The organism is Alistipes finegoldii DSM 17242 (assembly GCF_000265365.1).
GTDB classification, from domain to species: domain Bacteria; phylum Bacteroidota; class Bacteroidia; order Bacteroidales; family Rikenellaceae; genus Alistipes; species Alistipes finegoldii.
Map to the genome: position 1 here is coordinate 2,721,384 of NC_018011.1, position 24,971 is coordinate 2,746,354.

Below are 24,971 nucleotides of genomic sequence, written 5' to 3' on the forward strand. Positions count from 1 at the left end.
CCATCTGACGATGGGAAAAATCCGCGCCGGAGAATCTTTGAGAGAAGTTTTGAAAATCCTCCGTTACGGTTTCCATAGCCGGGTCTGTTCCCGGTGCAATATTACAACCGTTTCGGGGTGTCCCGTCCTGAAAAAGGTTTACAGTGATTGATAATTAAAGATAAACATTTTGGTTCAAAAAATATTGTCCTGATATAAGTTTACATATGCCTTCCGAACAACCGTCTTTCGGCCCCAATGATGTTTGAGTTTCCCGGTTCTAAGTTCCGCTTCCAAGGGCGTAAGCCAATCGCAGCTGGCATGAGGTCTGAGTGAATTGTAAAGGATAACGATCTGGTCGATGCGTTCTTTTGCTGCCTGAAAACTTTCAAAACATTCCTCGTCGATCCATTCGCTCTTCAGAATACCGTTCACCCGTTCGGCAACGGCATTCTCATACGGATCGCCCTTTTCAGTCATGCTGATGCGAATCCCATTATCGGTCAGTAATTTCACATATTCTTTCGAACAATATTGGCATCCTCTGTCCGAATGATGGATTAACCCTTGCCGTTTTTGCTGCGGAGTCTGGTCTATGGCCATCCTCAGTGCACGGAGCGCTCCGTCCCGTTCCAATGTCGTATTCAGATTATAGCCTACGATCCGTTTGGAATAGGCATCCGTTATCAAAGCCAGATATGCAAATCCTTCTTTCAAAGAAATGTACGTAATATCTCCGACCCATAAACGATGCGGCCGCTCGAGGTCGAAACCCCGGATCAGATTCGGATATTTACGCATCCAGTGCCGCGAGCAGGTCGTAACGCTGTATTTCTTCCGACGTTTGACCAGAAGATTGTTTTCCGAAAGCAGCGTAAATAACCGATCCCGACTGACCGGAAATCCGTCTTGTTGCAGCAAATGCCACAGTTTACGACCGCCGAGCCTGGGCATCAGTTTCCGGTAGTAACCCACCCGCTCCAAAAGAAGGGTGTCGGACAAAGATCCTTCCCTATTACGCCGTAAATGTTTATAATAGGCCTGACGGGTATAGCCGAACAACCCGCACAGAAACGACAGGCTCATTGCTGTGTGTCTTTCTTTGAGACGCTGGACTGTCCGGCTGCGGATTTTTTTAGCAGGTCGATACCGTATTCTTCTTGGAGGATATCTCCCATGATCTCATAGCCTTCCAGACGTAATAAAGCCTCTTCCAAGCGCCGCCGAAGGGCTTTGTTCTCGGATAATAATTCACTGGCTTCTTCACTCGTAACGCGGGACATGATCGGATAAGGATTAGGGGTACTCACAAAGCTACAACTGTTTTTCGCTTTCCACCGCTGACCCATCTTATGAATCGTAGACATGGGAATACCATGTTCTTCGGAGAGTTGGCGAGCCGTCTTGACTCCGCTCAAATACTCCTGTAAAATCAGATGACGCAACTGACGCGATAAATAATGACGTGATAAGTCTGAATTCGTTTTTTGCTGCATAAGATTTACTCTTTTCTGTAAACCTTTTTCAGGACGGGACAGATGAAAAAAAGTCCGCCGAACGGACTGGAGCGGTCGTGAGCGGACATCAGAATCGAAGCGATTCGGCAGGTTGTATATTGCCATCGAAACAAATATTCAGATAAAGAAACAGACGGTTGGACAAATATTTATCGGAATAATCACCCGGACATGCGGATGATTCGATGCAGAAACAGAGAAATATATAATTCAAGAAATAAATATCTAAACAAATCTGCATTTATACGGCAGTTTATCGAAGCAGGCCGCGAAAGAAATCTCTGTTGCAACTATTTGGTTTCTGATATGCGTGTGTTGTGAAGCGGCTGCCGTCCGGTCCGCAGAGTGTGCGACGGTAGAATTCTAAGATAAAACCAAATAAAAGCTGCAAAAAGTTTCATGCCCGGAAATTGTCATTTTTTGTCGTAGCGTTTAGCAAAATGATTCTGGTTATGGGATGCAAGGCCGCGAAGCGCTTGTATAGCCTTGCATCCCATAGTCAGAATCGTTAATTTGCGGAGTACGGAAATGACAATACATTAATTATGAGTAGGTTCGGCTCCCAATTAGACGGACTGTTCCGACAATAAGATTTTGAGATTTTGAATGATCTCAAAATCTTATCGAATGGCAGATATGTATGCCGGATTATATCTGCAACGCTACATATGGTGTTCCACGCCTTACGACGGCAAAGCATCTGGCGGCGATTTTGGCCCTCACAGCATTCAGGACGCTGAATTTATGTTTACCTTCAGCCACTTTGCGTTCGTAATATGCCTTTAGTTGCGGATCACACCTGATGGCAATCAGTGCACTGCGGTTCAGTTGTACTTTAATGTCTCGATTCGCCATGCTCGATGTGTGGCATCCCCCGCGAACGCTTGTGCCGGAGCTATGTTCGAACGGAGCCAGCCCGCAATAGCAGGCAAACTTGCGGTGGTCTGTGATTTTGGTGAAATTAAGCGTCGAACAGAGCATCACAATGGCCGTGATCGGCCCTACACCTTTGATGCTGGTCAGCAGCTTGTAGTTCCGGCAAATGTTGCTGTCGGCGGCTATCAGTTCCTTCATTTCCCGTTCGATGGTTTTCATATGAGTTTCTGCATACGCGATCTCCTCCTGGAGCATGGAACGTTGAATAGATACATCCGCGAATTTCTCTTTGTAGTCTAATTTTTCGAGCAACACCAGTTTCGCTACACGTTGTTTTGCCAGATGAGCCCTTAAGATCAGCCATGTGCGCAACTGACACAGTTCCTTCTCTGCCGGCAGATAAAGGGCTATCTTCCGATAGTGAGTGATCGCATACTCGGCGATACGCCGGGCATCCACTCTGTCTGTTTTGCCACGGGCAATACCCATCGAATACTTGATTACCAACGGCGAGATCAGTGAAAAATTGAAATTCAGCGTCCTGTCGGAAGCACAAACCGCCATCTCGGATATGTAGCTCCCCATATCCTCGGCGCAGAAAATCACATCGTCGAGCCGAATACCATGCCGCTTCTCAACCCAGTGCAGACACGAGCAGATCCCTTTTCGGGAGTTGGCGAATTTGCGGTGAGCCATCTCGTTTGCATCCTCGAAGGCGACCAAAGACGCATCGAAAGTCTCTTTCGACACATCCAGACCCACATAATACAAATAGTGCATAACTTGTTAGTTTTGTGAGAGTCGTATGCTATCACATGTACCAGGTCTTCAAACCTACAATTCTAAACAGCCATTCTCTCTGGTTAATGGAGTCGCAGTCCAAATCTACCGCCAAGCCTCAAAGCTTACGACAAGCCCCGGTTCACTGCGACTCCATATCGAAATTACCTGTGATTACATCACGCTGCAAATCTACATGCGACCAGCAAAACGCTGGGGATGGAAATCCCAAGGCTCGCCCTTCGAGCGATTCGCATGGCCTTGCGTATTTTCATCTCCGGTGTTTAATTCCCTGCCGGCGGAAATAAATTACGGGGTACGGTATTCCGGAATCGTGCCGGATTACTGCGTGACCTTGAAGACGCTGTTGAGTTTTTCGCTCAACGCCGCCATATCCTGCCCGATCTTGTCGTTGGTGATGCAGGCATAGATTTGGGACGTGGTTGGCAACCGGCATTTTGCCTGTCGTTTCTATGCAGGTTGTTCGGGCTATACCCGTCAGGCCTATTATAAACATTTATGGCGTAATGTGCAAGCAGCCTTGTCCGATACCCTTCTTTTGAAGCGGATGGGTTACTACCGAAAACTGATGCCCCGGCTCGGCGGCTGCAAACTGTGACATTTGCTGCAATAAGACGGATTTCCGGTCAGCCGGGATCGGTTATTTACGCTGCTTTCGGAAAACAATCTTCTAGTCAAACGTCGGAAGAAATAGCTTACGACCTGCTCGCGGCGCTGGATGCAAATATTCGAATCTGATCCGAGGTTTCGGCCTCGAACGGACGCATCGTTTATGGGCCGGAGATATTACGTATATTTCTTTGAAAGAGGGATTTGCATATCTGGCTCTGATAACGGATGCCTATTGGCTATGATCTGAATACGACTTTGGAACGGGACGGAGCGCTCTGTGCTCTGAGGATGGCCATAGACCACACTCCGTAGCAAAAACGGCAAGGGTTAATCCATCACTCGGACAGAGGATGCCAATATTGTTCGAAAGAATATGTGAAATTGTTGACCGATAATGGGATTCGCATCAACATGACTGAAAAGGGCGATCTGTATGAGAATGCTGTTGCAGAACGGGTGAACGGTATTCTGAAAAGCGAATGGATCGACGAAGAATGTTTTGAAAGTTTTCAGGCAGCATAAGAACGCCTCGATGAGATCGTTATCCTTTACAATTCACTCAGACCTCATGCCAGTTGCGATTGGCTTACGCCCTTTGAAGCGGAACCTAGAACCGGGAAGTTCAAACATCATTGGTGCCGAAAAATTCGGAAGTCATATGTAAACTTATATCAGGACAATATTTTTTGAACCAAAATGCTCATATTTAATTATCACTGTAAACCTTTTCAGGACCATCAGGAACCGTTTCATTTTCGGAAGCCGTAACGAGGAATTCTGAAACCTTTGGGTAGGAATTTTCCGGTGCGGATTTTTTGCTCATTTGAAGCGAGCGAGTCTGGAGCCGCTTTCAAATCGCGTTTTTTAGATATATAAATACCAACCGCAAATCGACAGTCGGAAATGACCAAAATATTGAAAAATGTGGTTTGTAAATATTCTTTCCGGCTTAATGAATTCCAATGAACTGCTCTGCGAAGCCGGATTGGAGCATGACTTCAACTGTCTTATCGTTAAATGTATTTTCGGCAAGGGGGCGTTGTCAGACACGACTCGTCGAAGATGCGGCTTTCTTCGGGAGTGATGATTTTTCATACTTCAAATGGCAGAAGTCTTTGTGTGTAGTGTGTGCTTCATGTGTCCTATATATAGACATGATGGATGAACCTGCTAATTCAAGACACAATGACTCCCGAACAAACGAAGAAATTCAAGTACTGGCAGACCCGCACAATCGTCGTGACGATGGTCGGTTATGCGCTCTATTATTTTGTCCGCAAGAATTTCAATACCGCCATGCCGAGCATCGAGGTTACATTCGGCATAACCAAGGCCCAACTGGGGCTGTTTCTGACCTTGAACGGTATTATTTACGGTCTGTCCCGCTTTATTAACGGATTCATCGCCGACCGTGTAAGCGCCCGGAAGGTCATGTCTCTGGGACTTGCGCTCAGTGCGCTGGTCAATATCGGATTCGGATTCAGTGATAAAATGGCGATGCTCGTCGCCGGAACGGCCGGCGGGCAGGAGTACATTACGGCGCTTACGATCATCATGGGTTCGATTTTGCTGTTGAACGGTTATTTTCAAGGCATGGGAGTTCCACCCGTCCCGCCCCTCATGACTCACTGGGTGCCGGCCAACGAACTGGCCCGCAAAATGTCGATCTGGAACATGTCGCACTCGATCGGGGCCGGGTTGATCTTTGTAATGGGCGCCGTGCTGGTACACTATTTTGACAACAGCGCATGGCGGCTTTGTTTTCTCATTCCTGCGGCGTTTTCGCTTTTGGGAGCGGTCGCTTTGTACCTTGCACTGCGCGACAAACCTTCTTCGGTGGGGCTGCCCGAACTTGAGCAGATGAAGGTTCCGGGCGAAGAGCAGAAACCTGTCCGGAAATCGGACAAGGCCTATCATGCGGCCTTCCTGCGCCGTATGGTATTCGGGAATCCGATCGTCTGGGTGCTTTCAGTCTCCAATTTTTTTGTTTACATCGTCCGGTTCTCATTGCTCGACTGGGGGATGATGCTTCTGCCTCATACCAAAGGAATATCGGTCGCCGTAGCCGGAATCATGGTGGCGGCATTCGAATTTATCGGCGGAAATCTGGGTATGGTGATCGCAGGATGGGCGACTGACCGGCTGTTCGGCAGCCGCGCACACCGCACATGTGTTTTCTGTATGCTTGGGACGATCGTCATGACGATCGTATTTTGGTGCATTCCCGATACCGTCTCTCCGTGGGTAATGGCCGTTCCTTTCATGCTGATTGCTTTTTTTATCTACGGACCGCAGGCGCTGCTCGGGATCGCCATGTCGAATCAGGCGACCAAAGAGGCGTCGGCCACTGCCAACGGGATACTCGGCGTATTCGGTTATGCCAGTACGCTGATCTCCGGCGTCGGGCTGGGGTTTATCGCCGACCGTTACGGGTGGAATTCCATCTACGCCGTAATTCTTGTCTTCGCCGTTTTGGGGTTGCTGACGTTGACGACTATCTGGAAAGCCGCTCCCGACGGTTACGGTGCGGCAAAAAAATTCACAGCCGAATACGAAAGGAATTCGAGTCGATAATTTTTTTTATATTTGTTTGCCTTCACACCATTATCCCGGAAAACAGATGCCGTTGGATTCCGAATACGAACTGATGCAACGATTGTCCGCAGGCAACGAGGATGCTTTCGGAGAGTTGTTCGGGAGATATTATCCCCGTGTCTGCGCGTTCGTCGGCTGTATCGTCAAGGAGGAGAGCACTGCGGAAGACATTGCGCAGGACATTTTTCTGAAGATTTGGGAACGGCGCGACATCTTTCAGGGGCGGGTCGCTTCGTTCAACGGATATGTTTATCGCATGGCGCGTAACGCCGCTCTCAATGCGATTCGTCAGATGACCAATATTGATTGGGAACAATATATTCAGATCGAGGAAACGCTGCCGGACGAATCGTTCGAAAAGGAATACTATTCCCGTGAAAAAGAGCTTTTCATCCGGCTTGTCGTCTGCCGGATGCCCGAACAACGCCGCCGGATATTCGAAATGAGCCGTTATGCGGGGATGGACAATCAGGCCATTGCCGACGAACTCAAGATATCGAAACGAACGGTCGAAAACCACCTGACGCTCGCATTGAAAAAACTACGCGAGGCATTAGCCGTTTTCTCGCTTCTTTTCTTTATGCACTGATCTCATTCGCCGGGTAATCCCGAAAAAAAGTGTTTGTCGTTGTGTGTCGAACCGTTCCGGTGTGTCTTATAAACAGAGACGGGGACCGGGCTTTTCCGCCCCTCCCCCGGAAAGCGGCAGGGAGCGCCCGCTTCTCTTTCCGCAGGAGAATTTGAAACCCAAACAATCGAAATACCACCATGTCGAGAATCCGAAAAATCATCAGTATTTATCTGAGTTATCGCCAGCCCCGCAGTACGCGTAAAGAGTTTGCCGAGTGGTTCGCAGCTCCGTTCGACGGAGAGACGAAACAACGGCTGATGCGGGAGTACTGGGATGCGCTGTCTCCCGAAATGTCTCAGGACCGGGTGCAGAAGGCATATGCCCGCGTACGGGAACGCATCGGGTTCCGGAGTGTCTCGCTGCCGTCGCCGCAGGGTGTCCGTCCGGTGTTCAGAAGAGCGGCAGTCATGGTGGCAATGATAGCTATTCCCGTTTTGGCCGTTGCGCTCTATGCGCTGATCGGGCATATGAACTCCGCTCCCAAGTGGCAGGAAATCTACGCCCCTTACGGTCAGACCCGGAGCGTGGTTCTGGCCGACGGTTCGCAGATCGTCATCAATTCCGGGAGCAGGCTGATCTATCCCGACCGGTTCGCCGGAAAGGAGCGGCGGGTGTTTCTCTGCGGAGAAGCTTATGCCGATATCGCCAAAAATCCCAAGCGCAGTTTCGTGCTCTCGGCCGACGACGTCGATATTCTGGTGCACGGCACCTCGTTCCGGGTCAGTTCCTATGTGAATGACAGCGAAGTGGAAGTCGCCTTGCTTTCGGGTGCGATAGACATGCAAACCAAGAATCTGCAGCAGAACTGCAAGATCCAGATGACTCCGGGCGACATGGTCAAGGTCGACAAACGGTCGGGGCGCGTCACGTCGATGCGGTTCCCCGGCGGGACGTTCGCCAACGGCATAGACGACGGTCACCTGACGTTCATCAATTCGCGGCTCTCGGATATAGCCCGGCAGCTCGAACGCACGTTTGACGTGAAGATCGTTATCGACAGCCAGCAGCTGGCCGACGAACGCTATTATTCTGTTTTCATAAATCACGAAACGCTGGACGAGATTCTCTCCATTCTGGAACAGAACGGCGATATGAAACACCGCCGCGAAGGGGAGATGATCCACCTTTATAAGAAATGACCATCCGAAAAACACAACCTATAAACCTAAAACTTCATCTATGAAAAAAACATTTACTTTTCACACCCGGAGCCGGTTATGGATTCTTTGCGCCGCGGTGTGCATGGTATGGGCCGTTCCGCTGCATGCCCAAACGCGGAGGATCAGTCTGAACCTGAAGAACGCAACGATTCAGCAGGCGGTGATCGCCCTGCAGCAGCAGGGATATTCACTCTCGGTCAAGGCCGACGATGTGGACATGAAGGCTCCGGTGGACATCCATGCCCGGAACGAAGAGCTGCAGGCGGTTGTGGACCGTATTTTTGCAGGGCAGGACGTGAACTGCATCATCAACGATAAAAGTATTCTGATTACGAAAGTCCCGTCTCAGCCTTCGTCCGAAGACTCGCCGCAGGAATCATCCGTAACCGGACAGGTGAAAGGCCCGAACGGACTGCCGCTTGTCGGCGTCACCGTGCTGATCGACGGTACGATGGTCGGGACGACGACCGATGCCTCCGGAAATTTCCGGATCAGGGCGAAGTCCGGGGATACGCTGGTCTTCTCGTATATCGGTTACGACGAGCGCCGGGAAAAGGTAGGAGTCCGGACGGAGATCGACGTGACGCTGGCCGAAAGCTCGACGCTGGTGAATGAAGTGGTGGTGATCGGTTACGGCACGCAGTCGCGCCGTACGCTCTCGACAGCCATCTCTAAAGTCAGCGGCGAGGTCTTCGACAATGCACCGGCCGCGACCGTGGGCGATGCGCTGAAAGGCCGGGTTGCGGGACTGCACGTACAGACGAGCAACGCCATAGCCGGAGAGTCTCCCCGCATGATGATTCGCGGCGGATCGTCCATCACGATGGGCAATGATCCGATCTACATCGTGGACGGGGCTTTGCGCGAGGACCTGACCGGTATCAATACGAACGACATTGAGTCGATGGAGGTGCTCAAGGACGCCGCCTCGGCCAGTATCTACGGCGCTAGGGCATCCAACGGCGTAATTCTGGTCACGACCAAAAAAGGTTCGTTGGCAAAGGGCCCCCAGATCGTGTTCGACCTCCAGCTGGGCTGTTCGTCTCCTTCGCGCAAATGGGATTTCATGAATGCCCGCGAATACATTAGTTTTCTTCGTCCCGTTATCAGCAAAGCCTATGCGAACGGCATTGAGCACAATGCGAAGACCATGCTTTCGGGTCCCAATGCCTACGGTACGGGAAACACGGCGCCGAATGCCAACTATTCGACCCGTTATCTCGATTACGGGCAGCCGGTCCCGGCAGGTTATCAATGGATGTACGATCCGCTGGATGCTAATAAGGTGATTATCTTCACCGATACCGACTGGCAGTCGCAGTGGTTCACCGACGCATTCTGGCACAAGGAGTACATCGGTGTAAACGGGGGAACCGACAAACTGAAATATGCCGCGTCGGTCAGTTATCACGGCGACGACGGCATGGTTGCGATGAGCAGCTACAAGGTCTTCACCCTGCACGGCAGCACGTCGTTCAAGATTACGAAGAATCTGGAGGCGTCGACTACGTTCGACTTGTCGCGCCAGAAAAAGCATCCGCTCATCGACAACTACTATCAGGCCATCGGCCGAGGCATCATAGCCGCACCCACGGCGCGCGAATTCGACGACAACGGCGACTGGTGTCAGCTGAGCTCCAACGGCAATGCCCATAGTGCGGGATGGTACGAGTCGTTCTACGACCGCGAGCAGGCCATCAACCGGGCTTCGGGGACGTTCGGACTCAAATGGAACATCACCGACGGATTGACGGCTTTCGCGCAGTACAACTATTTCGACAACTCCTACCGGGGAAGTTATTATGCCTACGGAGAGCGCAACGGCACTCCCAATAACGTCTCGCTGGAGCGCAACACCACCGAAACCCGCGAACAAACCATCCGGGACATCTTTACGGCTCATCTCAATTACAACAAGACGTTCCGCGACGTGCATACGCTGAACGTTACCGGCGGTTATGAGTATATGTCCCAGAATTACTGGAAGGTGAAAGCCAATGCGAAAGGGGCTTCGTCGGACGATGTGCCTGTGCTCGGCTCCGGTTCGATCTTCACGGCGAGCAATCAGGACGAGAAGCAGGCGATGATCTCCTATTTCGCGCGGGCATCGTACAATTATGACGACCGTTACATCGTTTCGGGAACGTTTCGTGCCGACGGGTCCTCCAAATTTGCTGTCGGCAATCAATGGGGCTATTTCCCGGCCGGTTCGGTGGCATGGGTCATTTCGGAGGAACCGTTCTGGCGCAATGCCAAGAAGACGGCCAACACCTTCAAGTTGCGCGCCTCCTACGGACAGACCGGTAACAACGGCATCGGGCTTTACGATGCATACGGCGCATTCGCGACCGGCACGTACCACGGGCACACTACATTGCTGCCGTCCGCCATGGCGAATTCGGCCCTGAAGTGGGAGACTACCACGCAGCTTGATCTCGGTATGGATTTGGGATTTTTCGGCGACCGGCTGCGGTTTGTGTTCGACTACTACAACAAACATACGGACAATATGCTGTTTTCCATCTCCGTACCCGATACGGGACCCTATTCGTCGGTCAAGGCGAACGTGGGCAGCGCCCGGTTCTACGGCGTGGAAGTCGAGCTTAGTTCGGTGAATATCCGCAGGGAGCATTTCAGCTGGACGACCGACATTACGTATTCGTTTACCCGCAACAAGGTGTTGTCGCTGCCCGGAGAATATGCCTATGACGAGATCGATGCGGACGGCCGTGCGACGGGGCGGCGTGCATACCGTATCGGCGGATACAAAGCTTCCGAGAGCGGTTACCGCTTCGGCGGTACTGCCGTGGGCGAACCGCTGGGACGCATATACGGCTATAAGATCGACCACATCATCCAGACGGAGGCCGAGGCTGATGCGGCTCTTTACGACGAACAGTCGAACGGTTACCGCGTAGGCGACGGACGTATGGTCAAGGGGCGCAAGGATGCCGGCGACTATGAATGGCGCAACCGCAAAGGTTCCGCGCGCAGGGACGGCGAGGAGATCATCAACGACGAGGACCAATTCTATCTGGGCAATGTCATGCCTCACTCGACGGGAGGTATCAACAATACGTTCCGCTACAAACGGCTTTCGTTGAACGTCTACTGCGACTTTGCGCTGGGACATTCGATCATCAACGGCATGAAGGCCCATCTGCTGCGCAACACCATGGGCAACTGCAATTCGACGATCGGCCGTATCGCGTACGACTGCTGGCAGCATCCCGGCGATACGGATGCCAAGTACGCCCGCTTTTTCCCCAACGATTCCGACTGGGGCAACCGCAACTGGCGCCAATCGAATTTCATGGTTGAAAAAGCCGACTATTTGTGTCTGCGCGACGTTTCGCTCTACTACGACCTGCCCGAACACTGGCTGCGCAAAATCGGCATCCGGAAAGTGACGGTGGGCGTAACCGGGAATACGCTTTGTTATTGGACGGGAGTTACGGGGGCCATCAGCCCCGAAAGCGGTATCGGATCCAATGCGGGTGCAGGCATGTATACGCCCGTGTCGACCAGCAATTCCAACTCCGACATCACCGCCAATATGATGCCGGTTCCGCGCAAGATCATCTTCAGCCTCAAACTGGTTTTCTAACGTTTCAGACCTTAAAACAACCAACCATGAACTATAAAAACATAAGATCGCTCCTGCTCGTATGGATTGCCGCGGGAGTTGTCTCCTGTCACGGCGATTTGGACATCATGCAGGACAACAAACTATCCGTGAGCAATATGTGGAAGACGTCCATTCAGGTCGAGAACTCCACTTACGGCATCTACTCCGCCATGCGGGACAACTTTGTTCAGGATCAGGTCAACGTCCTGACTTGGGGAGAGCTGCGCGTGGGCGAGTACATGTGGCGGAACAGCCGCACGGAGACGATCTGGCTCGCGGACCTGCGGAGCGTGGTGCAGAATACCATGTCCTCCACGACGAACGCCGTCAGCTGGTCGAAACTTTATACGGCGATCGATCAGGCCAATGCCGTGCTCAAATACGCGCCTGCGGTCGCCATGACCGATACGAAACGAAGCTGGGCGATCGGACAGGCGTCGTTCGCCCGCGCCTATCTCTATTTCTGGGCCGTGCGGTTGTGGGGCGACGTTCCTTTGAACCTGAATCCCATCGAGTCGGTCGCACAGCCCGAAGCCTATCCGATTCGTGCACCCAAAGCCTCGGTATACGCCCAGATCGGGACCGACATCGACCGGGCTGTCGAAAATGCGGGCAGTCTCGGTACGGATAAATACTTGGCGACCGCGGATGCCGTCAACATGCTCAAGGCCGAATACGCGCTATGGATGTATGCGGTGCAGAAGGGCGGCGACGACTATCTGACAATGGCCGAAGAGGCGCTTGCTGCCGTCGGAGTCAAGGCCGGCGACAACCGGCTGCTGACTGATTATGCCAAGATCTTCGATGGCTACGGTTCGAACAATAAGAATTCGAACGAGGTAGTATTCGCGCTCTACAACAGCCGCGATGAAAACAAGACCGGGGGATTTTCGACCTACTTCGCCTTCTCCGACGGTGCGATCGATCCCAATGCCCAAGCGACCGTGCCGACGAATACGACTGTGCAATATCTGGACTATGGCGACGAGTACCTTGAATTGCTGCACAAAAGTCAGACGGAAAACAACGACTCGCGTGTGAAGACCAATCTCGGCGAGGGACCCTACGGAAAGGAAAACCGGGCGGTGGTTACGTGGCCGAACAAGTTCATCGGCAATGCGGACAGCAGTCCGATGATTCGGGATTGCGACATCCTCTACTATCGTTATGCCCTTGCCGTGATGCTGGATGCCGAGTTGAAATATTACCGCAGGGACTATGCAGGGGCGCTGGCTTCGCTGAACATCATCGCCAAACGGGCGTACGGGAAGGAGAACTTCCATACTTCCGCCACGCAAGGCGATGTCTTGAAGGCGTTGTGCAACGAATACTTGCTGGAGTTTCCTTGTGAAGGCGTTGTCTGGTGGGCATTGATCCGCCTCGATCGGATTTGGGAGTACAACGCGGACCTGAAGGCGCGCAAGGATGCCGCCAACATCCTGTTGTGGCCCATCAGCAAGAGTGCCCGCGACAAAAATTCGAACCTTGCCCAAACGGAGGGATGGTATTGATCGAAAACCTAAAATTACGGAACATGAGACTGAATTTCAAGAAATATATGGCGGGGCTGGCGACTGCGGCGACGCTGCTTCTGACAGCCTGCTACGAGGATCATACAGATTTGGAGGACCGGACGACGCGGATTCGCATCAGTCCTGAAATCGAAGCGTTCGAAGCGGACGGAACTGCGTCCGTGTCGGGCAACAGCAATGTCACGTCGGTGGTGCTGGTCAAGGTCGGCACCCGCGTATCCCGCATGGAGTGGGAGGCGGAACTCGTCGACTGGATGCCCTCGGTCGATGAGACCGGGCCGTGGGCGACGATCCAGCGTGTACCCGTCGTTTCGCAGTATACGGAGATTGCCGGACCGAATACCGTCGCCGTGACGCAATCCGGTTTCGAGTTGACTGCATTGCCCAATACGGGATACGGACGCCGGTGTACGGTGCGCATTACGGCCGAGGACGGTACGGTGCAGGATTACGAACTGTTCCAGTACGGCGAGCTGGCCGATGCTGAGGTGGTGCCGGCGCTCGAATCGGTAGAGATATCTTTTCAGGGCGATCCTGTCGATCTGGCTTATACCACGAATATGGGCGACAAGTATGCCTATGCGATCGCTTACGAGGAGGGAGGCGCCGAGGGCTGGTTGACGGCCGAGCACCGCGGTGAAGGTTTGCTGACGCTGACCGCCGAGCCGTGGGACGACATGGAACGGGATCGCCGGGCGACGCTGACGATCACCGTGGGCGACGACGAAACGAGCAAAGCGGCGGTGGACATTCCCGTCGTGCAGCTTAGGAAGGCGGAATACTATTATGTTTACGGCTCTGCGCTGGGCGAGGAGGCTGCTACGGCGTTGCAGATGAAGCGCGAGTCGGACGACTCCTATCGTGTCAGCGGATTCTTCTTCGCCACGGAGGACAATCTGATCTGCATCAACAAGGATTCACGGGCCGGCGATCCGAGTTGGTATCTCGGTGCCGACGGCGAGCTGAAGAACTGGGCCCGGAATGTTACGGCTTCGGATCTGAAGATCGAAGCGAACGGTTATCGTACGCTGACGGTGGATTTCGCTGCGGGTACGTGGAACTGGATACGTCAGAACAGTACGCCCAATTGCATGCCCGACGAAGAACTTGCGAACTATCCTACGAAGGATTACCCGACGGCGTCCGGCGGAGTCAAGACATGGATGACCGTCAGCCTGCATTGGAACGGCGGGCCCGGCATCGGAGCCGTCAAGCTCGGTTCGGGACTCGTCGGGGGCTCCAAAACCGGCGGATACGGCAAGCCCAGCGATACGACCGTGCCCTACGACGTTCGCAATCCGGCTTACGATACGGCCGAAAACGGCGGAGGCATCGAGGAACTTCGGGCGAATGACGGAACCCCGCTGGCTTCCAAATACGGCCGGTTGTATTCCTCTTTCGAGGCTGTTACGGGGCAGCCCAACGGTGCATTGAACAAGGCCTATCAGATCGCTTCGCCTTACGGCGAGCCGGGTGCCGTGCTGGTCGATGCGACCGGAACCGCCGTCACGATCGAAAACATCCTTATGGCGACGCTCGCTGCGGCGGACGACGATGCGAAGGCCGAGGCCGAGCATCCCGTGTTGAAGATGCAGATACAGGGGATTTGTCCCTATGGCTGGCATATCGCCAACCTTCAGGACTGGAAAGATCTGATCTGGGCCGCAGCGCAGGCTTCGAAGGGTTCGCGGTACGAAATCGCCGAGTCGTCGGCCAGCTATAAGGCCATCGGCGGAGGTTCGATCGCCAATCTGTCTACGATTCTGTTCGACGCTTCATGGAATACCTATTCCTCCGGATCGCCCATATCGCCGCTGGCGCCCGATTTCGGGTTCAACATGTTCATTCAGGGATGGCGCCTCTACGATACCGGATATAATTACGGCGCTACCTCCGGCGATCCCCGGTTTTATGCGTGGATTCCGCTTCTGGGGCAGTATACCTCCAAGAAAACTTCGTTCTGGCGCATATACATCAGCGGACACACCAAAACCGACATGACGCTGAACGACGGGTTCGATCTGGGCAACGGTTCGGGCGCTGCGATACGCTGCGTGAAGAATTATAAATAAGGAACAAATCAAAAAAAGAATCATGATACGAAAAATCATATGCATGTTGACATTGGCCGCCGCCTTCGTCGGTTGTACGAAGGACGAATGGCCCGATCAGCCCGACTGGAGCAGGATTCCCGATCCGAGCATTCCGGTCGACGACGGATTCATGAAGCCGGCGGCGTGTTCCAATACGGTCGTTGCCCATCGCGGAGGAGCTGCCGAATGCGGTGCGCCGGACAACTCGATGGCGGCGTTGGAGTACGCCATGAGTCTGGGATGCTACGGCATGGAATGCGACATTTACTGGACTAAGGACAACGACATCATCGTGGCGCATGCCAACGGCGACTGCAAGGTCAATAACCTGCAGCCGTGGACGGCTACCGTGGCAGAGTTGCGCGCTGCAGGGCGGTTGTCGAACGGTGAGGAACTGCCCACGCTCGAAGAGTTTATCCGCCGGGTGATGGTCGAGGGCAACTGTACGCGTCTGGTGCTCGACGTCAAGCGTGTGGACAAACCCTATGCCCAGCCCGAATATGTGATCAATGCGGCGCGCCGTGCGTGCGAGATCGTCACTGAAATGAAGGCGAAGCATTTCGTCGAACTGATCTGCACGGGATTCAACCTTGATGCGATGAAGGCTGCGCACAATTGCGCCGTAATTGCCGAAGTGCCTATCGGCATGAACTCGTCGCGTTCAGGGAAGGAGTACGGCACGCTCGGCTTCGGGTGGGCCAACCTTTCGGCGGCAAGCGGAATGGATGCGGCGGCGGGCGGAAAGGGGTCCTGCTCGCTCGAAGAGTACGAGAAGGCGGGTGTGGCTCTATCGGTCTACAATGTTGACCAGCGGGCGGGAGACGGCAATGCCGTTTATTCGACCGCTGCTGTGAATTATTACATTGCGAATTACAAACGTTTCCGCACGTTATGTTCGAATTATCCCAAGTGGCTGATCGGGAAGATCGACCATGCTTACAAGGTGTACGACGGCATTCGCAGCGAGGCGGATTTCGAGGCTTTCGCGGAATCGCTCGCCAGCGATCCGACAGGGCGCCGTTTTCTCGACGGCAACGGCGAGGTGGTGCTCCATTGCGATCTGACGCTGAACGGGTTCGTGCCTTTGTCTAATTTTTCGGGCACGTTCAACGGAAACGGTAAGACGCTCACGATCGGTTATCGCGGCGACGCGCAGCAGATCGGTCTGTTCAAACGTCTCAGCGGCACGGTACGGAACCTGACCGTCGCCGGACGCTTCGAATCGGTACGCAGCGACGACAGCGAAATTCATCTGGGGGCGTTCGCGGCCGAAACCGACAATGCGGCGATCGAGAATTGTACGAACCGGGCGGAAATCGTTGTCGCAGACGCTGCCGATGTCACGCCGCGCACCATGATCCTGAGCGGATTCGTCGGAAAGGCTTTCAACGGCGTGACGCTTCGCAACTGCCGGAACACCGGAAATATCTCGTTTTCATCGCCGGCTCTTTATATGATCGGAGGCTTTGTCGGAGCTGTTCAGGAAGACGACGGGCTGTACACGATCGCCGACTGCCACAACACGGCCGACTTTGACAATGCGGGCAGTAATTCGGGCTGGAATTTCATGGGCGGCATTGCGGGCAAAACGATCAGCCGGCAGCTCGTTCCGGGCGAGACGTCGAATTACCGGCTTATCGTCGAAGAATGCTCCAGTACGGGTACGATCAGCATTGCCGGGCCGTCGAAAGTGCGCGCTTCGGGTATCGTGGCCCAAACGCAGGGCGCTTACCGGATCAGCGGATGCACGTTTTCCGGAGCGATCGAGAGTACGGACGCCACCAAACGCGACGTCGTGATAGGCGGTATCATGGCCATGGCCGACAAGGAGTGTGTCGGGCTGGTCGAAGGATGCACTTTCAGCGGACGGATTTCGGCTGCGCAGGCCGGTGCCAACAACTTCTTCGGCGGCATATACGGTAACAACGGAGGTGCCGCGAGCGTTGTGAACGATTGCCGGACCACGGCTTCTGCCTATGTCGGCTGTCCCATCGGCAAATCGGTGGGGATGCTTGCCGGGCGTCCCAACAAGAAGGGCTTTACGGTCAGCAATTGCCGGATCGCCGGAACCGTAACGAACAAACAGGGCGCGGCAGTGGTGATCACGGCCGATAACCTTGAAGATTGGATGTTTGCCGGATATGGTACCTCCGTGGCGGTGACTCTGAAAAACAACGGTTACAACGACGGAAAATAGCACGGAAAGATACTAACTCTAAATTATTCGAAAAATGAAAAAACTATTGTTGACGGGCATCGCGCTCGTCGGAGCGGCGCTCGTGTTTGCACAACCCCGGCTGGTCGCGCACCGCGGCTTTTACACGACGCCGGGATCAGACGAAAATACGATATCGAGTCTGATCAATGCGCAGCAGCTGGGCGTATACGGCGTGGAATTCGATGTCAACCGGACCTCTGACGGGGAGTTGATAGTCGTCCACGGTCCCAAAGTCGGCGATCGGCTCGACGCGCAAAGGGACACGTATGCGGAGATCAGCCGGGTCGTATTGCCGGGCGGCAATCGGATACCTACGCTCCGCGAATTTCTGGAGCAGGGTCGGAAGGACCCCGGAACGAAGTTGATTCTGGAATTGAAGAAACACAAGACGCCTGAGATCGAAACCCGGATCGTCGAAGAGATCGTGTCGCTCTGTAAGAAACTGAACATGCTGGACCAAATGGAGTTCACGTCCTTCAGCGAGCACGCCTGCAGGGAGTTTCGGCGCTTGGCTCCGCAGAACAAAACACTGTATATTTCCAATTCGCTTTGGACGCCCATCAATGCCGATGTCGCTAAGAAGGAGGGTTTTCAACTCTCTTACAGCATGTATGTGTTTATGAACCGGCCCGAACTGATCGACCGCATGAATGAAATCGGCGTAGAATCGACACTCTGGATCGTAGACAATCCGGAGGTTGTGGACTGGGCCGTCAAACATAATGTGGGTTTTATTTCGAGTAATTTTCCCGACCGGATCAAAGCGTATCTCGATGCGCTCCGGACAGTGGAAACTGCCCGTAATGGCGCCTGCAATCTGATCAGATAAGACACAATCTCTTAACTCAAATTTATCATGAAAAAAGTAATCGCAATTATCGGTTCCGGCATGATGGGGTCCGCTCTGGCGTTTCCCGCCGCCGAAAACGGTCATGAAGTGCGTTTGGTAGGCACGCACCTCGACCGTGACATCATCGACGAATGCCGCCGCAGCAATAAGCATCCCAAATTCGACAGAGCGTTCCCCGTCGGAGTAAAATATTATCAGATAGAGGAATACAGAGAGGCAGTCGCCGGAGCCGATTTCGTTATCGGCGGTGTTTCGTCGTTCGGTGTGGATTGGTTCCTGAACGAGATACTGGTAAATCTTGATCCCCGGTTGCCGGTGTTGTCTGTCACCAAAGGGCTTATCAATCTCGAAGACGGAACGTTGATTTCCTATCCCGATTATTGGCGGTCGGAGCTGAAGAAAAGGGGCGTCGACCGAGAGGTCTGCGCGGTCGGCGGCCCCTGCACCTCTTATGAACTGGTATTCCACGACCAGACCGAGGTAGCTTTCTGCGGCAGGGATACCGCTTCCCTCCGACTGTTCAAAGAGACGCTTTCGACCTCTTACTATCACATTTCGCTGACCCATGACGTGATCGGTCTTGAGAGCGCCGTAGCGTTGAAAAACGCGTATGCGCTGGCCGTCGCCATGACCATCGGTTTGGTCAACCGCCATCATGGCGCGGATGCCGGGTTGCATTACAACTCGCAGGCCGGAGCATTCTATCAGGCGGTCAAGGAGATGCGCCGGCTGCTTAAGATACAGCAGGCGACCGAAGACTGCGAGAACATCGGTATCGGAGATCTTTACGTGACGGTTTACGGCGGTCGGACCCGCAGAATCGGTATTCTGCTCGGTGAAGGGAAGTGTTATTCCGAAGCGATGGATATTCTGGCCGGTGTGACCCTCGAATCGCTGGTCGTGGCGCGCCGGGTTGCAAAGGCGATTTACCGCAAGGCGGAATTGGGTCAGGTCTCCCTGCAGGAATTCCCGATGCTGGTACATGCCAACGACGTCCTCGACAACGGGAAGGATGCCGAACTTCCGTGGGAGAAGTTTACGTTCGATCATACGGCAAACTGAACGGAGCGGTTACAGCAATGAAAACAGCAATTAAAGCGGCCGCAGCCGCCGGCCTGTTCATCCTGACCCTGTTTCCGGGATGCGCGCAGCGGCAAACGGATGAAGCGAATCTGCGCTTGCTCTATTGGAATATCCAGAACGGCATGTGGTCGGGGCAGGGTGACAACTATACGCGTTTTGTCAATTGGGTGAGCGCCCAGAACCCCGACGTCTGTGTGTGGTGTGAATCGGTAACCAACTACAAAACGGCTTCAGATGAGAAGATAAAACCCGAAGAGGCCTATCTGCCGGAACATTGGGGCGAACTGGCCCGGCGCTACGGACATGAATATTGGTATAAGGGCGGACACCGCGACAATTTCCCGCAGGTCATTACGTCGAAATACCCGATCGAGAACGTGGCTCGTCTGATCGGAGCCGTTCCCGACAGCATTGTTTCTCACGGTGCGGGATGGGCGCAGATTCGGAAAAACGGTCATACGGTCAATATCGTTTCGCTGCATACATGGCCGCAGGTCTACGGTTTCGGTCTGGCCGACAAGCTGGAACGCAAGGCCAGCGCCGCGGCGCGCGAGGGCGACAGGTTTCGCCGGATGGAGATCGAATACGTGTGCAACCATACGATCGGATCGGTTGCCGGCGCGGAAAAGCAACTATGGATGATGATGGGGGATTTCAACTCCAAATCGCGTGTCGATAATTACGAGTACGGATTTCCGGAGGATACGACCGCCTTTTTGGTCCATGATTACATATGTCAGCACACGCCGTATGTGGATGTGATCGCAGCGAAATACCCCGGCGAATTCCAGACGACGACCGGCCGGCGTTTCCGGATAGATTATGTTTACTGCACCCGTCCGCTTTACGATCGGATCGTCAGTGCGCGGGTCGTAAGCGACGAGTACACTACGCCTGTCCGAGATCCGCAGGAATTGCGCAATTTCTGGCATCCTTCGGATCACCGCCCGATCATCATAGATTTCGATATGCGTTGATGCGGATTCCGATGACTAAAGACTTTGCAATATGTCGATGACCAATTCCAAACTAACGCGTGTAGCGGACAATATCCGCATTTTGTCGGCCGCCATGGTCGAGAAGGCGAAATCGGGACACCCCGGCGGCTCCATGGGCGGCGCCGACTTCATGACGGTGCTCTATACCGAATTTCTGCGCTACGATCCGGACAATACGTCTTACCCCTACCGTGATCGTTTCTTCCTCGATCCGGGTCACATGTCTCCGATGCTCTATTCTACGCTTTCTCTGGCCGGGTACTATACGACCGAAGACCTTCAGTCTCTGCGTCAGTGGGGCAGCGTGACGCCGGGTCACCCGGAAGCAGACTTCGCACGCGGTGTCGAGAACACTTCCGGCCCTCTCGGACAGGGTCATGCCATGGCGCTGGGCGCCGCCATCGCGGAACGGTTCTTGGCTGCCCGCTTCGGCGAGTGGATGGCGCACAAGACCTACGCCTACATCTCGGACGGCGCCGTGGAGGAGGAGATTTCGCAGGGCGTGGGCCGTATCGCCGGCCATCTGGGTCTGAGCAACTTCATCATGTACTACGACTCGAACAACATCCAGCTTTCTACGAAGGTGGATGAAGTTATGACCGAGAACGTGGCCATGAAGTACGAGGCGTGGGGGTGGAACGTGCTGTCAGTGGACGGACATAACATCAACGAAATCCGCGAGGCGCTCGTTGCCGCGAACTCCGAGACGGAGCGTCCTACGCTCATCATCGGCCGCACGGTCATGGGCAAGGGCGCCAAAGGCCCCGCCGGCGAGAGCTTCGAGGACAAGGTTTCGACCCACGGGCAGCCGCTCACGGCGGCCGGTGCCGACTTCGCCGCTACGGTGAAGAATCTGGGCGGGGATCCGAACGATCCGTTCGCCGTTTTCTCCGAGAGTCGCGAAGCCTTCTCCGAGCGCCGCGAAGCGCTTCGCGCATGGGCCGCACGTCAAGCCGAGGTCGAGAAGACGTGGCGCGCCGAACACGGCGATCTCGCCCGCAAACTGGATATGTTCCTTTCGGGGCGCCTGCCCGAAATCGACTACAAGTCGATCGAGGTGAAGGCCGGCGTGGCGACGCGCGCGGCATCGGCTGCCGTGCTGGGCGTCTTCGCCGAAAAGATCGAGAACATGATCGTGGCTTCTGCGGACCTTTCGAACTCGGACAAAACGGACGGCTTTCTCAAGAAGACCAAGGCCTTCACGAAGGGCGACTTCAGCGGCAAATTCTTTCAGGCTGGAGTCTCGGAACTGACGATGGCCTGCGTGGCCAACGGCATGGCGCTGCACGGGGGTGTGATTCCTGCGTGCGGCACGTTCTTCGTCTTCTCGGACTACATGAAACCGGCAGTGCGTCTTTCGGCGCTGATGCGCCTGCACGTGATCTATATCTGGACGCACGACTCGTTCCGCGTTGGTGAGGACGGTCCTACGCACCAGCCGATCGAGCATGAAGCCCAGATCCGCCTGATGGAACACCTCCGAAACCACCACGACGAACGTTCGATGGTCGTGCTGCGCCCGGCCGACGGCGATGAAACCGTCATGGCGTGGAAGCTGGCCGTCGAGGAGCAGCGGCCCGTTGCGCTGGTGCTGTCGCGTCAGAACATCAAGAGCCTTCCGGCGCTGGGCGCCAGCCGCCGCGAGGAGGCCGCACAGGTCGCCAAGGGCGGTTATGTGGTGCTTGACTCGGCCAAGCCCGAAGTTGTGATGGTCGCCACCGGCTCGGAGGTCTCGACGCTCGTTGAGGGCGCCGAACTGCTTGCCGCCGAGGGTATCGCCGTACGTGTGGTGAACGTACCGAGCGAGGGTCTTTTCCGCGACCAGCCCCGTTCGTATCAGGAGAGCGTGCTTCCGGTGGGCGTGGTGCGCTACGGCCTGACGTCGGGACTTCCGGTGAACCTGATGGGTCTTGTGGGCGAGAAAGGTATGATCCACGGTCTGGATCACTTCGGCTATTCGGCTCCCTATACGGTTCTCGACGAGAAATTCGGTTACAACGGCAAGACCGTAGCCGAAGAGGTTAAGAAGCTGCTCGGAAAGTAGTCGGGACGTTTGGACTCTTCGGCAACGGATTCTTCCGGCCGAAGAGGTCAAGAAATTGCTCGGAAAGTAGTCGGGACGTTCTTGCTTTTCGGCAACGGATATTAACTTGTCGAATGGAATAGTTGATGGCTGTTTGTTTTTCAATATATCCTGAAGATCTGCCGAAAGGTTATAAGTTGTACCTAATCGCAATTAGTGGAGCCGCGTATCGCGTAAGTGATACGCGGCTTTTGTTAATTTAGAAATCGTATAGACGAGCAAATGTTTTTAACACACATGAAACTTCTGAATATGGAGCAAGAGATCAAAAAAAATCTACAACTTTAGATATTTGGATAAACCTTATACTTCATTAGATAATAATCAGAATCAATTTGCAGCAATAAACTTACACTCAGATAGACAAATTGTTACATGCGTCTTTATGTCGGGTCATCTTAAATAACCGAATCGCAATGTTTCCGCATGCAAACCTGCTTTTACGAATTTGCGCGCCATATTACAGTCCTTTGTGTTAATACGATTGTATGTCGGTATTGCATAAGTTAAATTATACGTAAATTCAATTACAATCCTTCTTATTTCGAGTTTCTGAATTTTCTGTATCGGCTGCGGGCGATTCGCTCGGCTTACTGCGCGACCTTGAAGATACTGTCGAGTTTCTCGCTCAACGCCGCCATATCCCGGCCGATCTTGTCATTGGTGATTTGGGCGTAGATTTGGGTCGTGGTGATCCGTTTATGTCCCAGCATTTTGCTGACCGTTTCCAAAGGTACGCCCTGTGCAAGCGTAACCGTCGTGGCAAAGGTATGCCGGGCCATGTAAGTAATATTTAGAAATGCAATAAAAAACAGAATGACGATAATTAAACGTAAAACGTTTATAATTAAGCATTTTGCAAGATTTGCAGAACAGACAGACCTGCAAAAGAAAACAAAATATTGCGACGTTTCAGTTACCAGACTGTTAGCCGCCTGTTTCGAAAACAACGGCAGGTAACCGAATTTTTACCGATAGGAACAAAGCAGATTTGTATTCACTGTTTATCAATGTTTTGCATGCCAAAGGACGCTTTTCAAAGGAGTATTTCTACAACCTAAAAAAGAGCGTTATGAAAGTGGAAAAATTCAAGGTGCTGCTCTACCTGAAAAAGAGCGAGCCGGACAAGACCGGCAAGGCCCCGATCATGGGACGGATCACCCTCAACCGCACGATGGCGCAGTTCAGCTGCAAGCTCTCCTGCACCCCCGGGCTGTGGAACGCGCGTGAGAGCCGGCTGAACGGCAAGAGCCGGGAAGCGGTGGAGACCAATGAAAAAATAGAAAGACTGCTGCTTGCCGTACACTCGGCCTTCAATTCCCTCATGGAAAGAAAAAGGGATTTCGATGCCGCCGCGGTCAGGGACATGTTCCAGGGCAATGCGGGCATGCAGATGACCCTGCTCAAACTTCTCGACCGGCATAACGGGGAAATGAAGGCCCGTGTCGGTGTGGACCGTGCGCCCACCACACTCTCGACCTACCTCTTCACCTACCGCACGCTTTCCGAATTCATCAAGGCGAAATTCAAGGTTCCGGACCTTGTCTTCGGGCAGCTCAACGAGCAGTTCATCCGCGACTATCAGGATTTCATCCTTCTGGAAAAGGGATATGCCGTGGACACGCTTCGCGGCTACCTGGCCATCTTGAAAAAGATCTGCCGCATCGCCTACAAGGAGGGCTACTCGGAGAAATACCATTTCTGCCACTTCAAGCTGCCCAAGCAGAAGGAGACAACACCGAAAGCACTCAGCCGTGAGAATTTCGAGAAGCTGCGTGATCTGGAGATACCGGAAAAACGCAGGTCACATGTCATCACCCGGGACCTCTTCCTCTTCGCCTGTTACACCGGCACCGCCTATGCCGATGCGGTAAGCATCACCCGGAAGAACCTCTTCCGGGATGACGAGGGCAGCCTCTGGCTGAAATACCGGCGAAAGAAAACCGACTACCTCGGACGTGTCAAGCTGCTTCCGGAAGCCGTCGCGTTGATTGAGAAATACCGGGACGACACCCGCGAGACTCTTTTCCCGCCGCAGGACTACCACACGCTCAGGGCCAATATGAAATCCCTGCGCCTGATGGCAGGGCTGAGCCAGGACCTTGTCTACCACATGGGACGGCATTCTTTCGCCTCGCTGGTCACGCTCGAGGAGGGAGTGCCGATAGAGACCATCTGCAAAATGCTGGGACACTCCAACATAAAGACCACCCAGATATACGCGCGCGTAACCCCGAAGAAGCTGTTCGAGGACATGGACAGGTTCGTCGAGGCAACCCGCGATTTGAAACTTATCCTTTAATCCCTAAACAATC

At 53.7% G+C, this 24,971-nt stretch carries 17 protein-coding genes and 1 pseudogene; 13 read left to right on the forward strand and 5 right to left on the reverse strand.

All coding sequences use genetic code 11. The features are described from left to right. Nucleotides 1–174 precede the first annotated feature (174 nt). From ALFI_RS11785 to ALFI_RS17805, 4 genes and pseudogenes are all read right to left on the reverse strand, one after another. Nucleotides 175–1,065 (reverse strand): IS3 family transposase, encoded by an 891-nt coding sequence (locus ALFI_RS11785; RefSeq protein WP_014775986.1) that lies wholly within the window; start codon nucleotides 1,063–1,065, stop codon nucleotides 175–177. Next, nucleotides 1,062–1,601, reverse strand: a complete 540-nt coding sequence (locus ALFI_RS11790; RefSeq protein ID WP_081488112.1) for a hypothetical protein — start codon at nucleotides 1,599–1,601, stop codon at nucleotides 1,062–1,064. The genes ALFI_RS11785 and ALFI_RS11790 overlap by 4 nt, the downstream gene beginning before the upstream one ends. A gap of 543 nt (nucleotides 1,602–2,144) precedes the next feature. Continuing rightward, nucleotides 2,145–3,152 carry an IS110 family RNA-guided transposase gene (locus ALFI_RS11795; RefSeq protein ID WP_014774945.1) on the reverse strand — a complete coding sequence of 336 codons (1,008 nt, stop codon included), beginning with the start codon at nucleotides 3,150–3,152 and terminating at the stop codon, nucleotides 2,145–2,147. A gap of 342 nt (nucleotides 3,153–3,494) precedes the next feature. Then, nucleotides 3,495–3,596 (reverse strand): annotated as a pseudogene (locus ALFI_RS17805) (site-specific integrase); the annotation flags it as partial. Between the two features lie 564 nt (nucleotides 3,597–4,160). On the opposite strand from ALFI_RS17805, the gene ALFI_RS16640 reads away from it, so the two are divergent. The 12 genes from ALFI_RS16640 to ALFI_RS11855 all read left to right on the forward strand — a co-directional run bounded on the left by ALFI_RS16640 (nucleotide 4,161) and on the right by ALFI_RS11855 (nucleotide 22,617). After that, complete coding sequence (locus ALFI_RS16640; RefSeq protein WP_227042929.1) at nucleotides 4,161–4,307, forward strand: integrase core domain-containing protein; 147 nt, start codon at nucleotides 4,161–4,163, stop codon at nucleotides 4,305–4,307. A gap of 663 nt (nucleotides 4,308–4,970) precedes the next feature. Next, nucleotides 4,971–6,359, forward strand: a complete 1,389-nt coding sequence (locus tag ALFI_RS11805; protein WP_009596088.1) for an MFS transporter — start codon at nucleotides 4,971–4,973, stop codon at nucleotides 6,357–6,359. Between the two features lie 46 nt (nucleotides 6,360–6,405). Then, nucleotides 6,406–6,969 carry an RNA polymerase sigma-70 factor gene (locus tag ALFI_RS11810; RefSeq protein ID WP_014775988.1) on the forward strand — a complete coding sequence of 188 codons (564 nt, stop codon included), beginning with the start codon at nucleotides 6,406–6,408 and terminating at the stop codon, nucleotides 6,967–6,969. Between the two features lie 179 nt (nucleotides 6,970–7,148). Next, on the forward strand, nucleotides 7,149–8,150 hold the full coding sequence (locus ALFI_RS11815; RefSeq protein ID WP_009596067.1) for a FecR family protein: 1,002 nt from the start codon (nucleotides 7,149–7,151) through the stop codon (nucleotides 8,148–8,150). Between the two features lie 40 nt (nucleotides 8,151–8,190). Beyond that, on the forward strand, nucleotides 8,191–11,778 hold the full coding sequence (locus tag ALFI_RS11820) for a TonB-dependent receptor (protein ID WP_014775989.1): 3,588 nt from the start codon (nucleotides 8,191–8,193) through the stop codon (nucleotides 11,776–11,778). 26 nt (nucleotides 11,779–11,804) lie between these two features. After that, nucleotides 11,805–13,310 carry a RagB/SusD family nutrient uptake outer membrane protein gene (locus tag ALFI_RS11825; RefSeq protein WP_009596108.1) on the forward strand — a complete coding sequence of 502 codons (1,506 nt, stop codon included), beginning with the start codon at nucleotides 11,805–11,807 and terminating at the stop codon, nucleotides 13,308–13,310. A 23-nt stretch (nucleotides 13,311–13,333) separates the two neighbouring features. Beyond that, nucleotides 13,334–15,403, forward strand: coding sequence for an FISUMP domain-containing protein (locus tag ALFI_RS11830; protein WP_009596084.1), 2,070 nt, complete (start codon nucleotides 13,334–13,336; stop codon nucleotides 15,401–15,403). A gap of 43 nt (nucleotides 15,404–15,446) precedes the next feature. Continuing rightward, nucleotides 15,447–17,621, forward strand: a complete 2,175-nt coding sequence (locus tag ALFI_RS11835; RefSeq protein ID WP_227042930.1) for a glycerophosphodiester phosphodiesterase — start codon at nucleotides 15,447–15,449, stop codon at nucleotides 17,619–17,621. 34 nt (nucleotides 17,622–17,655) lie between these two features. Continuing rightward, complete coding sequence (locus tag ALFI_RS11840) at nucleotides 17,656–18,471, forward strand: glycerophosphodiester phosphodiesterase family protein (protein ID WP_014775990.1); 816 nt, start codon at nucleotides 17,656–17,658, stop codon at nucleotides 18,469–18,471. A gap of 27 nt (nucleotides 18,472–18,498) precedes the next feature. Then, the gene (locus tag ALFI_RS11845) at nucleotides 18,499–19,554 is read left to right on the forward strand and encodes an NAD(P)H-dependent glycerol-3-phosphate dehydrogenase (protein WP_014775991.1); all 1,056 of its coding nucleotides are present in this window, start codon (nucleotides 18,499–18,501) and stop codon (nucleotides 19,552–19,554) included. A gap of 17 nt (nucleotides 19,555–19,571) precedes the next feature. Beyond that, a complete protein-coding gene (locus ALFI_RS11850; RefSeq protein ID WP_009596121.1) occupies nucleotides 19,572–20,552 on the forward strand; it encodes an endonuclease/exonuclease/phosphatase family protein in 981 nt (326 codons plus the stop codon). 31 nt (nucleotides 20,553–20,583) lie between these two features. Then, entirely contained in the window at nucleotides 20,584–22,617 is a 2,034-nt protein-coding gene (locus ALFI_RS11855) for a transketolase family protein (protein WP_014775992.1), read from the forward strand. A 629-nt stretch (nucleotides 22,618–23,246) separates the two neighbouring features. Here ALFI_RS11855 and ALFI_RS11860 read toward each other — a convergent pair. Next, nucleotides 23,247–23,612, reverse strand: a complete 366-nt coding sequence (locus tag ALFI_RS11860) for a tyrosine-type recombinase/integrase (protein ID WP_042493664.1) — start codon at nucleotides 23,610–23,612, stop codon at nucleotides 23,247–23,249. Nucleotides 23,613–23,728: 116 nt separating this feature from the next. Between ALFI_RS11860 and ALFI_RS11865 the strand changes: the two genes are divergently transcribed. Next, the gene (locus tag ALFI_RS11865) at nucleotides 23,729–24,958 is read left to right on the forward strand and encodes a site-specific integrase (protein WP_014775993.1); all 1,230 of its coding nucleotides are present in this window, start codon (nucleotides 23,729–23,731) and stop codon (nucleotides 24,956–24,958) included. Nucleotides 24,959–24,971 lie beyond the last annotated feature (13 nt).

Bases quoted from the DNA above. Each gene is read 5' to 3' on its own strand.
- ALFI_RS11785 (WP_014775986.1), bottom strand. From the start codon at position 1,065: ATGAGCCTGTCGTTTCTGTGCGGGTTGTTCGGCTATACCCGTCAGGCC.
- ALFI_RS11790 (WP_081488112.1), bottom strand. From the start codon at position 1,601: ATGGCAATATACAACCTGCCGAATCGCTTCGATTCTGATGTCCGCTCA.
- ALFI_RS11795 (WP_014774945.1), bottom strand. From the start codon at position 3,152: ATGCACTATTTGTATTATGTGGGTCTGGATGTGTCGAAAGAGACTTTC.
- ALFI_RS11805 (WP_009596088.1), top strand. From the start codon at position 4,971: ATGACTCCCGAACAAACGAAGAAATTCAAGTACTGGCAGACCCGCACA.
- ALFI_RS11810 (WP_014775988.1), top strand. From the start codon at position 6,406: ATGCCGTTGGATTCCGAATACGAACTGATGCAACGATTGTCCGCAGGC.
- ALFI_RS11815 (WP_009596067.1), top strand. From the start codon at position 7,149: ATGTCGAGAATCCGAAAAATCATCAGTATTTATCTGAGTTATCGCCAG.
- ALFI_RS11820 (WP_014775989.1), top strand. From the start codon at position 8,191: ATGAAAAAAACATTTACTTTTCACACCCGGAGCCGGTTATGGATTCTT.
- ALFI_RS11825 (WP_009596108.1), top strand. From the start codon at position 11,805: ATGAACTATAAAAACATAAGATCGCTCCTGCTCGTATGGATTGCCGCG.
- ALFI_RS11830 (WP_009596084.1), top strand. From the start codon at position 13,334: ATGAGACTGAATTTCAAGAAATATATGGCGGGGCTGGCGACTGCGGCG.
- ALFI_RS11835 (WP_227042930.1), top strand. From the start codon at position 15,447: ATGTTGACATTGGCCGCCGCCTTCGTCGGTTGTACGAAGGACGAATGG.
- ALFI_RS11840 (WP_014775990.1), top strand. From the start codon at position 17,656: ATGAAAAAACTATTGTTGACGGGCATCGCGCTCGTCGGAGCGGCGCTC.
- ALFI_RS11845 (WP_014775991.1), top strand. From the start codon at position 18,499: ATGAAAAAAGTAATCGCAATTATCGGTTCCGGCATGATGGGGTCCGCT.
- ALFI_RS11850 (WP_009596121.1), top strand. From the start codon at position 19,572: ATGAAAACAGCAATTAAAGCGGCCGCAGCCGCCGGCCTGTTCATCCTG.
- ALFI_RS11855 (WP_014775992.1), top strand. From the start codon at position 20,584: ATGTCGATGACCAATTCCAAACTAACGCGTGTAGCGGACAATATCCGC.
- ALFI_RS11865 (WP_014775993.1), top strand. From the start codon at position 23,729: ATGAAAGTGGAAAAATTCAAGGTGCTGCTCTACCTGAAAAAGAGCGAG.